This window comes from Stackebrandtia albiflava (genome assembly GCF_007994225.1).
GTDB lineage: Bacteria > Actinomycetota > Actinomycetes > Mycobacteriales > Micromonosporaceae > Stackebrandtia > Stackebrandtia albiflava.
The window spans coordinates 395908-410025 of sequence record NZ_VLLL01000005.1 but is presented as its reverse complement, the minus strand read 5'-3'; the positions used below and the strand labels follow the sequence as shown (position 1 = coordinate 410025).

At 68.7% G+C, this 14118-nt stretch carries 12 protein-coding genes and 1 pseudogene; 3 read left to right on the top strand and 10 right to left on the bottom strand.

The window, feature by feature from the left end; translation table 11 throughout:
• Positions 1-4 precede the first annotated feature (4 nt).
• Together purU and LX16_RS02775 are read right to left on the bottom strand one after the other, a co-directional pair.
• Positions 5-850, bottom strand: a complete 846-nt coding sequence (gene purU, locus LX16_RS02780; protein ID WP_147132628.1) for a formyltetrahydrofolate deformylase — start codon at positions 848-850, stop codon at positions 5-7.
• A gap of 80 nt (positions 851-930) precedes the next feature.
• A complete protein-coding gene (locus LX16_RS02775) occupies positions 931-1413 on the bottom strand; it encodes a DUF2231 domain-containing protein (protein ID WP_147132625.1) in 483 nt (160 codons plus the stop codon).
• Positions 1414-1514: 101 nt separating this feature from the next.
• On the opposite strand from LX16_RS02775, the gene LX16_RS02770 reads away from it, so the two are divergent.
• Positions 1515-2096, top strand: coding sequence for a GNAT family N-acetyltransferase (locus LX16_RS02770; protein ID WP_147132622.1), 582 nt, complete (start codon positions 1515-1517; stop codon positions 2094-2096).
• Positions 2097-2103: 7 nt separating this feature from the next.
• Here LX16_RS02770 and LX16_RS02765 read toward each other — a convergent pair whose 3' ends face one another.
• Entirely contained in the window at positions 2104-4272 is a 2169-nt protein-coding gene (locus LX16_RS02765) for an MMPL family transporter (protein ID WP_147132619.1), read from the bottom strand.
• Between the two features lie 222 nt (positions 4273-4494).
• Between LX16_RS02765 and LX16_RS02760 the strand changes: the two genes are divergently transcribed.
• A complete protein-coding gene (locus LX16_RS02760) occupies positions 4495-5280 on the top strand; it encodes a TetR/AcrR family transcriptional regulator (RefSeq protein ID WP_158645458.1) in 786 nt (261 codons plus the stop codon).
• Positions 5281-5470: 190 nt separating this feature from the next.
• Here the strand turns inward: LX16_RS02760 and LX16_RS02755 are convergent, their stop codons facing one another.
• Complete coding sequence (locus LX16_RS02755; protein WP_147132612.1) at positions 5471-7024, bottom strand: Rieske 2Fe-2S domain-containing protein; 1554 nt, start codon at positions 7022-7024, stop codon at positions 5471-5473.
• A 224-nt stretch (positions 7025-7248) separates the two neighbouring features.
• Here LX16_RS02755 and LX16_RS02750 point away from each other — a divergent pair, with 224 nt between their 5' ends.
• Positions 7249-7473 (top strand): DUF2631 domain-containing protein, encoded by a 225-nt coding sequence (locus LX16_RS02750; protein WP_147132609.1) that lies wholly within the window; start codon positions 7249-7251, stop codon positions 7471-7473.
• A 1697-nt stretch (positions 7474-9170) separates the two neighbouring features.
• Here the strand turns inward: LX16_RS02750 and LX16_RS28145 are convergent.
• The 6 genes and pseudogenes from LX16_RS28145 to tsf form a co-directional block, all read right to left on the bottom strand.
• Positions 9171-9423 (bottom strand): annotated as a pseudogene (locus LX16_RS28145) (DivIVA domain-containing protein); the annotation flags it as partial.
• The gene (gene rlmN, locus LX16_RS02740; RefSeq protein WP_425304413.1) at positions 9423-10583 is read right to left on the bottom strand and encodes a dual-specificity RNA methyltransferase RlmN; all 1161 of its coding nucleotides are present in this window, start codon (positions 10581-10583) and stop codon (positions 9423-9425) included. The pseudogene LX16_RS28145 and the gene rlmN, both read right to left, overlap by 1 nt.
• Before the next feature lie 79 nt (positions 10584-10662).
• Positions 10663-11661: a phosphatidate cytidylyltransferase gene (locus LX16_RS02735; protein ID WP_147132602.1), complete on the bottom strand. Its 999-nt coding sequence runs from the start codon at positions 11659-11661 to the stop codon at positions 10663-10665.
• Positions 11661-12218, bottom strand: a complete 558-nt coding sequence (gene frr / locus LX16_RS02730) for a ribosome recycling factor (RefSeq protein WP_147136906.1) — start codon at positions 12216-12218, stop codon at positions 11661-11663. The genes LX16_RS02735 and frr overlap by 1 nt, the downstream gene beginning before the upstream one ends.
• A 137-nt stretch (positions 12219-12355) precedes the next feature.
• Positions 12356-13093: a UMP kinase gene (pyrH, locus tag LX16_RS02725; protein ID WP_147132599.1), complete on the bottom strand. Its 738-nt coding sequence runs from the start codon at positions 13091-13093 to the stop codon at positions 12356-12358.
• A 173-nt stretch (positions 13094-13266) separates the two neighbouring features.
• A complete protein-coding gene (tsf, locus tag LX16_RS02720; RefSeq protein ID WP_147132596.1) occupies positions 13267-14079 on the bottom strand; it encodes a translation elongation factor Ts in 813 nt (270 codons plus the stop codon).
• Positions 14080-14118 lie beyond the last annotated feature (39 nt).

The window sequence follows — 14118 nt, the reverse complement described above, 5'->3', positions numbered from 1 at the left end:
ACGGCTACCGGAACACCACGGTGCGGTCGCCGTTGAGCAGGACCCGGTGGTCCAGATGCCAGGCGAGCCCGCGTGCCAACACGACCGACTCCAGGTCCCGGCCCGCCGCAGCGAGGCGTTCGGGCGTCATGGCGTGGTCGACCCGCGCGGTCTCCTGTTCGATGATGGGTCCCTCGTCGAGGTCGGCGGTGACGTAGTGGGCTGTCGCGCCGATCAGTTTCACGCCCCGGTCGTACGCCTGGTGGTAGGGCTTGGCGCCCTTGAAGCTGGGGAGGAAGGAGTGGTGGATGTTGATGATCTGGCCGGGCAGTTTGGCGCAGAACCCCTCGGAGAGGATCTGCATGTACCTGGCCAGGACCACGACGTCGATGCGGTGTTCGGTGACCAGTTCCAACAGTCGTTGTTCCTGTTGGGGACGGGTTTCGGGCGTCACCGGCAGGTGCCGGAACGGCACTCCGCCGGCCTCGGTGAGTCCGGCCCAGTCGGCGTGGTTGGAGGCGACCGTGACCAGGTCGCCGTGGAGCGCGCCGGTGCGGAACCGGTACAGCAGGTCGTTGAGGCAGTGCCCCTGCCGGGACGCCAGCACCATCACGCGCGGCTTGACCGCCATGTCGTGCAACTGCCAGTCCATGGCCGCCCGGGCGGCCGGTTCGGCGAACTCCACCCGCAGACGGTCCAGTGGTGTGTCCGCCCGGAAGTGGACCCGCATGAAGAACCGGCCGCTGCCGGGGTCCCTGAACTGCTGGCTGTCGAGGATGTTGCCCTGCCGTTCGGCCAGGAAACCGGACACGGCGTGTACCACGCCGACCCGGTCGGGGCAGGACAGCGTCAGGACGTATTCGCGGGTCATCGCGCCATTATCCCCACCGACGGACGTCGATGTGTGACGAGGCCGTGACCCGGGAGGGTCAGGCGCGTGGGGCCCGGATGTCAGGCGTGTGGGGCCCGGAGTGAACTCGGGGCGTCGAGCCGCGCACCGTCGTCCACGCTCACGCCGAGTCGTTCCACCAGTTCCCCGCCGAGCCAGGCGGTCACACCGGCCAGCGCGGCACCCGCGAAGCCCAGGATCATCGCCCACGCGCCCGGCACCCAGTCGTCGCCGCCGAGCCGCAGCAGCCAGCTCACGGCGAACAACGCCAGCACCAGCAGGTTGCCGGCCCCGTGGACGGCACCGACACGTTTGGCGCGTGTCCCGGCGGGGATCGCGAGCCAGTCGACGAGGCCGGTCACACCGGCGGCGAGACCACCGATGATCCCGGCGGCCATCGTGTAGGCCGCGACCACGGCGAACGCCTCGTTCCCGGTGATGAGCCGGAGGACGTCGAAGATCACCGCGGTGGCGAGCAGTCCGAGTGGGAACACGATGAGCATCGGATGGACCGCGTGTCCCGCGGCCCGGAATCGGCTGCGCATACGTATCGCCTCCTTGGTCGGAATGTGGTTACCCGGCGTCGGCCGTTTCGACTCACGGATTCCCGATTGCCCCCGAGACGACGGCCCGTCAGGGTGGTGACATGACCGAGGCCGACTTCTCCGTGAAACCGACGCTGGCCGGTGCGCTGGTGCGCCTGGAACCGATGTCGGAGGAACACTTCGAAGGACTGTGGCGGGCGACGTCGGAACCGGAGGTCGCGCGGCTGACCGGTTCCCACGGCGAGATCACCGCCGCGCGGGCGCGGGAGTGGGTGGCGACCCGCGCGCAGACCACCGACCGGCTCGACCTGGCGGTCGTGGACCTCGCCACCGGCGAGTGCGTCGGCGAGGTCGTCCTCAACGACTGGTCTCCCGAGGACGGCCGGTGCAACTTCCGGATCCTGCTGGGTGAGGCCGGGCGTGGGCGCGGTCTGGGTGCCGAGGCGACCAGGCTGATCGTGGGGTACGGCTTCGAGCGGCTCGGGCTGCACCGGATCGGGCTCACCGTTTTCGCGTTCAATCCGCGGGCGCGCCGCGCCTACGAGAAGGTCGGCTTCGTCGCGGAGGGCGTCGAACGGGACGCCCTGTGTTGGGAGGGCCGCCGGTACGACTCGGTGTGGATGTCGATCCTGGCTCCCGAATGGTCTCGGCACCGGGGTTTCCCCGATGCCGAGACCGGTTGAGCACGGGTCAGCGGTCGGCGCCGACGAGTTCGGGTTCGCGTTCGGCGGCTACGGCCTCGTCGCCCTCCTTGACGCCGTAGCGGGCGTAGAACCGGTTGAGGAACGCCGGTGCCCACCAGTTGGCGCGTCCCAGTACCCGCATGGTCGCGGGCACCAGCAACATCCGCACGAGGGTCGCGTCGATGAAGATCGCCACCGCCATTCCGACGCCGATCATCTTGAGGAAGACGATGCCGCCGGCCGCGAACGCCCCCACCACCACGATGAGCAGCAGCGCGGCCGAGGTGATGATGCCACCGGTGCGTTGCAGTCCGGTGAGGACGGCGGTGGTGTTGTCACCCGTGCGGTCCCACTCCTCTCGGACACGTGACAGCAGGAACACCTCGTAGTCGGTGGACAGACCGAACAACAGCACGACCATCAACAGCAGGTTGGAGGGTTCCAGGTACCCGGTGGCCGTGAAGCCGAGCAGTTCGGACAGGTGACCGTCCTGGAATATCCACACGATGATGCCGAAGGACGCGCCGATCGACACCACGTTCATGAGGATCGCCTTGAGCGGCAACAGGACGGAGCCGAACGCCAGGAACAGCAGGAGCAGCGTCACGACGGAGACGTACAGCGCCAGCCACGGCAGCCGCTCGCCGATGTCGCGGAACTGGTCGTCGAGTTGGGCGGGCAGGCCCGTGACGGCGATCTCGCCGCCGCCGGGTACCGCCAGGTCGTCGATCGTGCCGGCCAGTTCGCGGGCGGCGTCGCTCTGCGGGTCGGCGTCGAAGGCGACCCGGAGCACGGCGGCGTCCTCGGAGCCCTCGGTCGGGGTGACCGTCTCGACGTCGTCGAGGTCGTCGATGGTGGCGACGAGTTCGGAGACGGCCGCCTGATCGGTTCCGGTCACCAGGACGTCGAGTGTGCCGAGGTCACCGCCGGGGAAGTCGGCCTCCAGCCGTTCGCTGACGACGCGGCTCTCGGTGCCCTCGGGCAGGACCGTCTCGTCGACGGTGCCGAAGCTCGCGTGGAGGAACGGGGTGGCGAGGGCGACCAGTACCGCCACGACGCCGAAGATGTAGACGGCGGGCCGGCGCATGACGCTGCCGCCGAACCGGGACCAGAAGCCGTGGTCGGTGCGTACCGTCGCGGCCCTCTTCCGGCGCCAGGGCATCCGGACGGCGTCCACCCGGTGTCCGAGTACCGCCAACAACGCGGGGAGCATGGTGAGGGAGCCGAGCATGGCCACGGCCACCGCCGCCATCCCGCCGTACGCGATCCCGTGCAGGAACGGCAGCGGGAACAGCAGCAGCCCGGCCAGTGACAGGATGATGGTGAGTCCGGAGACCATGACGGTCCGGCCCGCGGTGGTCATGGTGCGCACGATCGCCTCGTGTGTGGTGCGGCCCGCCGCGAGTTCCTCCCGGAACCGGTTGACCACGAACAGGGCGTAGTCGATCGCCAGGCCCAGCCCGATGATGGTGATGACGTTGATGGCGAACACCGACACGTCGGTGACGTAGGTGAGCAGCCTGGTGATGATGAAACCGCCCATGATGGCCAACACCCCCACCAGGAGCGGCGTCGTCGCCGCGACCAGGCTTCCGAAGATGACGACCATCAGGATCAGCAGGACAGGCAGTGAGAACATCTCGGCGGTGACGATGTCCTCCTGCGTCTGCGTGTTGACGTCGTCGAAGATCGCGGACTGGCCGCCGATCGAGGTGGTGAGCCCTTCGGCGTCGAGGTGGTCGCGGATGGCCTCGTACTGTTCCGCCCGTTCGGCGTCGTCGTCGCCGGTGAGGGTCACGGCGATGTACGTGGCGTGTCCGTCCTCGGAGACGAAGCCGGGAGACTGCGTGTCGTAGTACGAGAGCACCGACTCGACCTCGGGCCGGTCACCCATGGCGGCGGCGACGTCCGTGACGGCTTCGGTGAACGCGGGGTCGGTCACGACCATGTCGTCCGATTCGTACAGCGCGACGACGTCCACGGCCTGCCGGCCGAACTCCTCCTCGATGCGTTGTTCGGCCTTGTGGCTGGGACTCTCGGGGTTGTAGAAGCCGCCGTCGGCCAGCGAGTCGAAGACTCCGCTGCCCCACGTGGCGCCGACGCCGACCACGGCCACCGCGGCGGCCAGGACCACCCACCTGAGGCGGGCGACTGCCCGCCCCCACCATGCGAACACTCGAATCAGCTCCTAACGGCGCGCGCCGTGGCCCGTCGGGTACCGCGGTCGCCGGGTGCGTCCGCCGGGGCGGCGGCACCGTGTGGCGTGCGTCCGGATCGGCCGGTCGCGCCTTGAGGGGTTATAGGATGAAGACCAGTCCGCGTGCGCGAACACCGTTAACTATCGCTAGCGGCGTTAACTTCGACAACCGGAATGCCCGATATCGGACAGGAAAACGCAGTGGAATCCGTCACATCGCCACCAAGTCGTCGCGATCAGCAACGCGCCGACACGATCGCCCAGATCAAGGCGGTGGCCCGTGACCAACTCACCACGGCCGGACCGGCGGCGATATCGCTGCGCGCCATCGCCCGCACCATGGGCATGTCCGCTCCCGCCCTGTACCGCTACTTCCCCGGTCTCGACGCGCTCGTCACCGCGCTGTGCGCCGACCTGTACGACGAACTGCGCCGATTCATGGTCGCCCGGTGCGACACCCTCCCCGAGACCGACATGATCGGCAGGCTCCTCACCGCGGCACGCGGCTTCCGGCTGTGGGCGGTGCGGCACCGGCCGGAGTTCACCCTCATGTTCGCCAGCCTCGTGCCGGGCGCCGTCATCGCCGGGCCCGGCTGCCACAGCCGCGACCTCGATCCCGAACAGGAACCGTACGCGTCGATGCGCCGGTTCAGCCAGGTCTTCGGCGACATGTTCCACAAGGTGTTCCACCAGTCCGACGCCGAACGCGGATTCACACTGCGGACACCGCAACCGCCCCCGATGACCCCGGGACTGCGCGAGGAGATCCAGCGGTGCGCCACGGCGATCGGCGCCGACGTGCCGATCGAGTTCGGCTACGCCTTCCACTCGTTCTGGATACGGCTCTACGGCCTGGTGGCGATGGAGGTCTTCGGTCAACTTCCCGTCGTGCAGGAGGCCGAGGCACTGCTCGACGCCGAGTTGCACGACATGGCCGGGCAACTCGGACTGAACCTGACAGAGTTCACCGCGTCCCGGGCGGACTGACCGCCCGGGACGCTCAGCGGTTCAGTCGTCCCTCGCGGCACGACAGGACCTCACGCATCCGCCTGCTTCGCCGCGCGACAGGACCTCACGCATCCGCCTGCCTCACGGGACGGCAGGACCTCACGCATCCGCCTGCTTCGCCGCGCGACAGGACCTCACGCATCCGCTTGCTTCGCCGCGCGACAGGACCTCACGCATCCGCTTGCTTCGCCGCGCGGATGTCATGCCCCACACTGGTCAGGCACTTGCCCGAGTCCAGATTCCACTTCCAGCCATGCATCTGGCAGGTGAGCACGCCGTCCTCGACCTTGCCGAACCTGGACAGGTCCGCCTTGAGGTGCGGGCACCGCCGCTGCACCGTCCAACCCTGCAGGGAGATGTTCTCCTCGTCGGGCTTCTGTTCGGCGTACCAGCCCTCCGCGTAGTTGAGGCGTTCCTCCGACAGACACTTGAAGAACGTGTACACGAACTCGTTGTACTGGCCGATGCGCGCGGCGGAGAACCGGCACGACAGGAACAGCGAGTTGACCCAGTCGATCTCGTCGATGTGCAGGAGGTGCTCGATGTGCCGCCGCTCCGTCGTGAAGCGGTAACGGCACTTCTCGTCGCGGAAGCGACGGATCTCGCGGTCGGTGAAGTCGAAGACGATGCTGTCGACGACCTCGTCGGAGTCGGGCGCGGTCAGGTCGAACCGGACGGGGCCGTTGATCCCCGCGGCGATGAACTCCGCCTCCGCCAACAACGGCTCGAACCGCTTCTTCAACTCGGTGAACACGTCGATCTCCGGGTGCTCCCAGGAGCGCTTCGCCGCCTCGATGACGGGCCGTTGCCGGGCCGCGTACTCCCGGAGGTGGGTCTCCTTGTCCGCGAAGAACTCACGCACGTCGGCGACCGGATGCGTCACAGTGCACCCGTCCAGGGTGACCTCGGTGACCGTGCCCGGCAACAGGATCACGCTGTTGTCGTGTCCGTTCTCGGCCAGGTAGTCGGCGTAGACCTGCTGGTCGGGGAAGATGTTGCCCTCGTCGCCGAAGATGTCGTTGAACCGCCACAGTGACTCGTCGAGGAAGCACGGTGGGCCGGCGATCGGGAACACGTGCGACGCCTTGGCGTCGTCGATGTAACGCAGCGACCGGTCGAACTGCCGGTCCCGTTTCTGCTTGCCGAAGGCACGCTTCGCGGCCTCCGGAAGCTGGTACACCATCGGATACCAGATCGCCCCGGAGAACTGCAGGAGGTGCGCGTGGATGTGGCCCAGCCTGGTGAAGTCGGACAGGTCGGTGGGCCGGGCATCGTTCTGGTTCAGCAGCCGGACACCGTCGGCGTCCTCCACCCAGATCGACGAGTCGCCGATGGGGCCGTCGGTGGGCGACGTCAGGGCCTGGATCATGACCTTCACGCCGCCGGGCAGTTCGGTCACCTCGCCGGACACCGTGTGGATGAACTTCGTGAACCCCAGTTCCCGCAGCTCGTCCTCCAACTCCGACGTGGGGTACTCCGGCAACAGGACCGTCGTCTCCTTGGAGACGTTCTCCCGCAGGTTGATCTCGTCGAAGTGGTCGCGGTGCAGGTGCGACACGTACAGGTAGTCGCAGTCCCCCAGCGACTTCCAGTCCAGTCCGGAGTTGTCGGGGAACGGGAACCAGGAGGCGAAGTAGGCCGGGTTGACCCACGGGTCGCACAGGATGCTCCCCGCCGCCGTCTCGATACGCATGCTCGCGTGTCCGCAACCTGTGATCCGCACGTCGATTCTCGCCCTTCGGTTCTAGTGAGAACGTGGAATTGCCCCGCGCCCCGACCTTACCCGCCTGGTGAACCGGGTCCCGCGTCGCGCTGCGCCCGAGTGGCCGATGAGACCGGGTCGCTCCGGTGTGAACCGGGTCTCGCAGGTCGCCACGGCGCGACGGTACGGCCATGGGACACTAACCGCGAGCCCAACGGATCCACCACGCGAAAGGTCGAAGGACAGTGGCAGGTCACGACGAACCGGTGACGTCACCGGACCAGCGCAAACCCACCAACCGCAAACTGGCCTACACCGTGGGCATCGCGGCGATCATCACCATGGTGGCCTACCTGTACGGCAACCACGAGGGGCGCGTGGAAGACCTGTGGCTGGGCGGCTTCGCCATCGTCATCGCCCTGGCGATCATCACCGACTGGGTGATGGTCCGCAACGGTCTCCGCGAGTAGTCCCGTCCCAGACGACGAGTGAGGCCCCGGACGGTCGTCCGGGGCCTCACTCGTGTCGTCGTCTCAGCGGACCATGCCGCGCTTGGCGAAGATGTCCCGCACCTCGCGCAGTGCCGCGTCCACCTCGGCCTCGAAGTAACCGCGCTGCACGAGACTGAACTGGCTGGTGTCCAGCTCCTTGTCGCTCACCGGAACCGGGGAACGTCCCGTCATGTTGGCGGACATCGCGTCGAAGATCCGATCCACCTGGGCCGGGTCGTACCCGCTGCCGAAGCGGCGGGGCTGGAACGCGCCGCGCAACTGCTCCAACCGCTGGAGGTCCTGTGGCGTGAACGGGGAGTCGGAGGTCCGCAGTTCGGTCGTCATCTCCTCGCGGCCGTGACGGCCGGGACCGTCGAAGACACCACGGCCCTCATACGGGTTCCTGCGTCCATAATCGACCTTGGCGCCGGCGGGCTCACCCGGCGGTCCCGACACCGGCGGAACCGTGCGCGGCTCACCGTATCCGGGCTGCTCCCCGTACGGCGGCTGGTCACCGTAAGGCGACGCCGGGCGGCTGGGCTGCGGCACCACCGGGTGCGGCATCGTCGCACCGGGGTCCACGCCACGAGGCGGCGTCGGGTCCACACCGGGCGGCGGCCCGACCGGCTCACCGCGCTGGGCGGGCGGCGCGAAACGGTCGTCGGTACCCCGGCGCAACCGCTGGGTCAACTGTGAGTCGACCTCCGGCTCCTCCACCGGTCGCCTGATCGGCCGGGTCATGTCGTCGTCGAAGCCGCGCGGCGGCGTGGGACGTTCGAAACCCGGGCCCGGCTCGGCACCCCACGCGGGCGGCGGCGGTGCCGCGGCAGGGGGCCTGCCGCCGTCCCTGGCGCCGAACGGTTCGGGTTCGGGCGGGAAACGACGCTCCTGCGGCGGCGCGAACCGCTCGTGCGGCGGACCACCCGCGGGACGGTCGGGTCCCGGCTCGAAACGCTCCGGCGGTGGCGCCTCGAAACGCTCGGTCGGAGGTTCGAAGCGGTCCGGCGGCGGCGCGTCGAAGCGGTCGGCACCGGGCGGCGGGCCGTCGAAACGGTCCGCCGGTGGTCCGTCGAAACGGTCGGCACCGGGCGGTGGCCGCTCCTCGCCGCGCCGGTCGAAACCGGCCGGCGGGGTGTGGTGCCGACGTGTCGGCCGGCCACCGAACGGGTCGTCGTCGTCGATGCGCGGCGCCAGGTGGCCGAAACCCTCCCCGTCGTCGGCACGCAGGTGCGCGAAGCTCTCGCCGTCGTCCTCGACGACCGGTGGCGCACCGCGTTCCGGGCGGCCCCGAGGCGGTTCCGGACGCCGGCTCGTGGGGGGCGGCGTGGACGGCTCGGCGTGCATGGCGTGGCGGTCGCGACCCGGCTCCCGCCCGGGCGGCGACATCTCCCGCGCGCCCATGGGCGCGTCACGCATGTCGCGCGGACCGTGTTCACGGGGCGGCGGCATGTCACGTGGCGGCATGTCCCTCGGAGGCATGTCACGCGGACCGTGCTCGCGCGGCGGCGGCATGTCCCTGGGAGGCATGTCCCTCGGAGGCATGTCACGCGGGCCGTGCTCGCGCGGCGGCGGCATGTCACGGTCGCGCGGCGGCATGTCGCGCATGTCGTCGCCCCGGCCCGGCATGTCGTCGTGGCGTTGCGGGCCGTTGACGAACTCCGGCGACGGAGCCCTGCCCAGGACGCCCCGCTCCTCCAGCTCGCTCAACTGCCTTGCGACCCGGTCCAGGTAGACGTCGACCTGCCATTCGTCATAGCCACCGAACCGGACTCGGAACACCACGTCGTCGACTTCTTGCGACGGAACCGGGGAACCCATCGGTTCGCCCGCCAACGTCGCCTCGACCCTGTCAAGGAAAGCGTCGACCTCGTCGACCTTGTACCCGCGACTCAGTGCCCGTCGTCTGAACCGATCACCATGATTGGCCACTACAAAGCCACCTTCCGTGAATCGCCCCGTCGTACGTGGGCCAATTGTTCCGTGCCGCCCTGCGGCTGCGCAACCTGCTCCGAGGCCGCGAGCTGCCCGCATGCGCCGTCTATCTCCCGGCCACGGGTGTCACGGACCGTGGTCGGCACACCCGCCGCCCGCAGCCGTGCCACGAACTCCCGTTCCACCGGTTTCGGACTGGCGTCCCAACGGCTACCCGGAGTCGGGTTCAGGGGAATCAGATTGACATGCGCAAGCTTTCCTCTCAACAACCGGCCGAGCAGATCGGCACGCCATGGTTGGTCGTTCACGTCGCGGATCATCGCGTATTCGATGGAGACCCGTCGCCCGGTGCGCTTCGCATACTGCCATGCGGCGTCAAGCACTTCCGCGACCTTCCATCGGTTGTTGATCGGTACCAGTTCGTCCCGGAGCTCGTCGTCGGGAGCGTGCAGGGACACTGCCAGCGTCACCGACAGATCTTCTTCCGTCAACCTCCGAATGGCCGGAACCAGCCCGACGGTCGACACCGTGATGTGCCGTGCCGACAGACCGAGCCCCTCCGGGGCCGGCGAGGTCACCCGCCGCAGTGCCGCCACCACCCGCGAGTAGTTGGCCAGTGGTTCCCCCATGCCCATGAACACGACGTGGGACAACCGGCCCAACCCCGCCGCCTCGGACGTCCGGGCGGCGCTGACGATCTGTTCAACGATCTCGGCCGTGGACATGTTACGTGTCAACCCGGCCTGCCCGGTGGCGCAGAAGGGACACGCCATACCACACCCGGCCTGTGAGGAGACGCACACCGTCGCACGGTCGGTGTACCCCATGAGAACGCTCTCCACCAGCGATCCGTCATGGAGCCGCCACAACGTCTTGCGGGTCGCCCCGTCGTCGCATTCGGCCGCCCGCACCGTGGTCAGCAACCGGGGGAACAGCTCGGCGGCCAGGCCCTCCCGGACCGATGCCGGCAGATCCGTCATCTCGGCGACGTCGGTGACCCGTCTGGCGAAGTAGTGGTGGGAGAGCTGGTTCGCACGGAAAGCGGGTTGCCCCAACGCGACCACGGCCTCACGGCGTTCGGCGAGGCTGAGGTCGGCCAGGTGTTTCGGAGGCATACTCCGGTTGGCCCGGACGGGATTGAGGTTCAAGGCTGGCATCGTCATGTCCAGCCAAGTCTTACACGCCGCCACACCGACCGACGCCCGATAGGTGCCGAAACTCGCAACGGCGGCCACCTCATGCCGACACCGGAGCCAGGTATGCCAGCCAGGCATAGGCGACGGGCAGCACCAGCAGGATCGAGTCCAACCGGTCCATGAGCCCGCCGTGTCCGGGAATGAGGTTGCTCATGTCCTTGACACCGAGGTCGCGCTTCATCAGCGACTCGGTCAGGTCGCCCAGGGTCGCCGCCACCGCAAGCGTCACACCGAACAGCGCCCCCTGCCACCACGCGACGTCGAACGTCACCCACAGCAGGACGGCGCCTCCGATCGCGCAGGCCGCCAGCGAGCCGGCCATGCCCTCCCAGGACTTCTTCGGGCTGATCCGGGGCGCCATCGGATGCCGTCCGAACAGGACACCGGCGACATATCCACCGGTGTCGGACAGGACCACCACCGCCAGGGTCACGATGATCCGCAGGTGCCCGTCGTCGGGCACCACCATGAGTACCGCGAAGCCGCCCAGGAACGGGATGTAGGTCGCCACGAGCGTCGCCGCGGGGACGTCGACGTGATAGCCGGTGGCGCCGTCCGCCAGCCGCCACACCACCAGGAACGCCACCGTGACACCGAGTCCCACGACCAGCATCGGCGCCCCCGCGAACCAGGTGAGCGCCAGCATTCCGACGCCACACCCCACCAGGGGCCACACCGGGACCCGGATGTCGGCCTTGCGCATGGCCGTGGCGAGTTCCCAGATGCCCACCGCGACGGCGAGCACCACCACGATGAGGAAGACCTGTCGATAGATCAACAGGGACGCCAGTACCAGCGCCCCCAGGCCCAGACCGACCCCGATGGCGACCGGTAGATTGCGGCCCGCCCGGCTCGGGCGTGTCGCGGGCGGCTCCGCCGGATCGGAGACCGTGCCGTCTGCGGCCGGCTCACCGGGGGGAGGCGGTGCGGGGTCGTAGTGGTCGCCCTCGTGGCCCTCCGGCCCGCGAGGCCCGGCTTCACCGGGCGCGGCGAAACGCCGGCGAGGGGACCCGGCCGGCGGGGTGTCGTGGCGGTTCATCAGATTTCGAGGAGTTCGGCTTCTTTGTGCGACACGAGTTCGTCGATCGACTTGACGTGGCGCTGGGTCAGCTCGTCCAGCTCCTTCTCCGCCCGACGTCCCTCGTCCTCGCCCACCTCGCCGTCCCGGACCAGCCGGTCGAGCTCCTCCTTGGCCTTGCGGCGCACGTTGCGCACCGCGACCTTGGACTCCTCACCCTTCTGCCGGGCGACCTTTATCATCTCGCGGCGGCGTTCCTCGGTCATCTGCGGAAGCACCAGGCGCAGCTGGGTGCCCTCGTTGTTGGGGTTGACGCCCAGGTCGGAGTCGCGGATGGCGCGTTCCAACGCGTCGGCCTGCGACGCGTCATACGGTTTGATGATCACCATGCGCGGCTCCGGCACCCCGATGGAGGCCAACTGGGGCAACGGAGTCGGTGAACCGTAGTAGTCCACGAGGATCTTGGAGAACATCGCCGCGGAGGCGCGTCCGGTACGGATCGCGGCGAACTCCTCCTTGGCGTGCTCGATCGAGCCCTCCATCTTTTCCTCGGCTTCGAAGAGTGTCTCCTCGATCACGGTCACATCTCACATTCTGGCGGTAAGGCGGCGAGAACGCCGGTCAACGGTCGGTGATGACTGCCATGTTGTCATGTGGGCGTGGTGAGTGTGACGGCTGCCCGCTCGCGCACCACTCGATACGGTGGCCGGGTGGCCTAACCCGCCGAGGTGATCAGGGTGCCGATCTCGTCGCCGTTGAGGGCACGCAGGATCGAGTCCTCGCCCTCGGCGCCGAACACCAGCATGGGAAGCCGGTTCTCCTGGCAGAGGCTGAAAGCGGCCTGGTCGACGACCTGGAGGCGACGCAACAGCGCCTCCTCGAACGTCACGGTCTCCAGCCGCTGCGCGGTGGGGTCGACCCGGGGGTCGGCGGTGTAGACGGCGTCCACGCCGTTCTTGCTCATCAGGACCGCGTCGGCCTTGATCTCCAGCGCGCGCTGCGCGGAGACGGTGTCGGTGGAGAAGTACGGCATCCCGGCGCCCGCACCGAAGATGACCACCCGGCCCTTCTCCAGGTGGCGCATCGCCCGGCGCGGGATGTAGGCCTCGGCGACCTGCGCCATCGTGATGGCGGTCTGGACGCGGGTGTCGACTCCCTCCTTCTCCAGGAAGTCCTGCAGCGCCAGGCAGTTCATGACCGTGCCCAGCATGCCCATGTAGTCGGCGCGGGTACGTTCCATGCCGCGACGCTGCAACTCCGCGCCCCGGAAGAAGTTGCCCCCGCCGACCACGGCGGCGATCTGGACCCCGGTGCGGGCGGCCTGCGCGATCTGCCCCGCGATCCCCGCCACCACGTCGGGGTCCACTCCGACGGCGCCGCCGCCGAACACCTCGCCCGACAGTTTCAGAACCACTCTGCGGTATCGGTGCCGTGTGGTCTCGGCCATGGTCATCAACCCCTTCTGTGTCTGGCTCGGTACGCGCGAAACGAGGGGGTCATCGGTGGATCGCGCCATCCGATGACCCCCTCGTTCACTCCGCACTCCGCACGGACGCCGGTCGGCCGCCCCGCCGACGGCCCGAAGAACCGTATCAGCGGGGCCCGACGGGCCGCGTCCGCGGCGGACTACTCCTGTCCGACCTCGAAACGGGCGAACGCGGTGACGGTCGTGCCCGCGGCCTCCAGGACCTGGGTGACGGTCTTCTTGTTCTCGGACACCGACATCTGCTCCAGCAGCACGAAGTCCTTGTAGTAGGCGTTGACCTTGCCGGTCACGATCTTCTCGATCGCCTGCTCCGGCTTGCCCTCCTCGCGGGCGGTCTGCTCGGCGACACGGCGCTCGGCCTCGACGACGTCGGCGGGGACCTCGTCACGGGTCAGGTACTTCGGTCGCATGGCGGCGATCTGCATGCCGACGCCGCGGGCGGCCTCGGCATCACCGTTGTAGGCGACCATCACGCCGACCTGCGGCGGCAGGTCCTCGGCCTTGCGGTGCATGTAGACGGCGACGTCGCCCTCCAGCACCGCGATCCGGTTGAGCACCAGCTTCTCGCCGATCTTGGCCGACTCCTCCGCCAGCAGGTCGGCGACGGACTTGCCGTTCAGCTCACTGGCCAGCAACGCGGGGACGTCGGCGGGCCGGGTGGCCGCGACGTGCTCGACGAGCGACTGGGCGAGCTCGATGAAGGCGCCGTTCTTGGCGACGAAGTCGGTCTCGCAGTTGAGTTCCAGCAGGGCGGTGCCCGACTGGGCGACCAGACCGTTGGCGGCGGTACGACCGGCGCGCTTGCCGACGTCCTTGGCGCCCTTGATGCGCAGTGCCTCCACGGCGGCATCGAAGTCGCCGTCGGCGTCGGTCAGGGCCTTCTTGACGTCCATCATTCCGGCACCGGTCAGCTCCCGGAGCCGCTTGATGTCGGCGGCGGTGATTGTGGCCATTTCCTCTTTCCTCGACGGTGTTGACGATTGGGCCCGGCA

Bases quoted from the DNA above. Each gene is read 5' to 3' on its own strand.
- purU (WP_147132628.1), bottom strand. From the start codon at position 850: ATGACCCGCGAATACGTCCTGACGCTGTCCTGCCCCGACCGGGTCGGC.
- LX16_RS02775 (WP_147132625.1), bottom strand. From the start codon at position 1,413: ATGCGCAGCCGATTCCGGGCCGCGGGACACGCGGTCCATCCGATGCTC.
- LX16_RS02770 (WP_147132622.1), top strand. From the start codon at position 1,515: ATGACCGAGGCCGACTTCTCCGTGAAACCGACGCTGGCCGGTGCGCTG.
- rlmN (WP_425304413.1), bottom strand. From the start codon at position 10,583: ATGCCAGCCTTGAACCTCAATCCCGTCCGGGCCAACCGGAGTATGCCT.
- LX16_RS02735 (WP_147132602.1), bottom strand. From the start codon at position 11,661: ATGAACCGCCACGACACCCCGCCGGCCGGGTCCCCTCGCCGGCGTTTC.
- pyrH (WP_147132599.1), bottom strand. From the start codon at position 13,093: ATGACCATGGCCGAGACCACACGGCACCGATACCGCAGAGTGGTTCTG.
- tsf (WP_147132596.1), bottom strand. From the start codon at position 14,079: ATGGCCACAATCACCGCCGCCGACATCAAGCGGCTCCGGGAGCTGACC.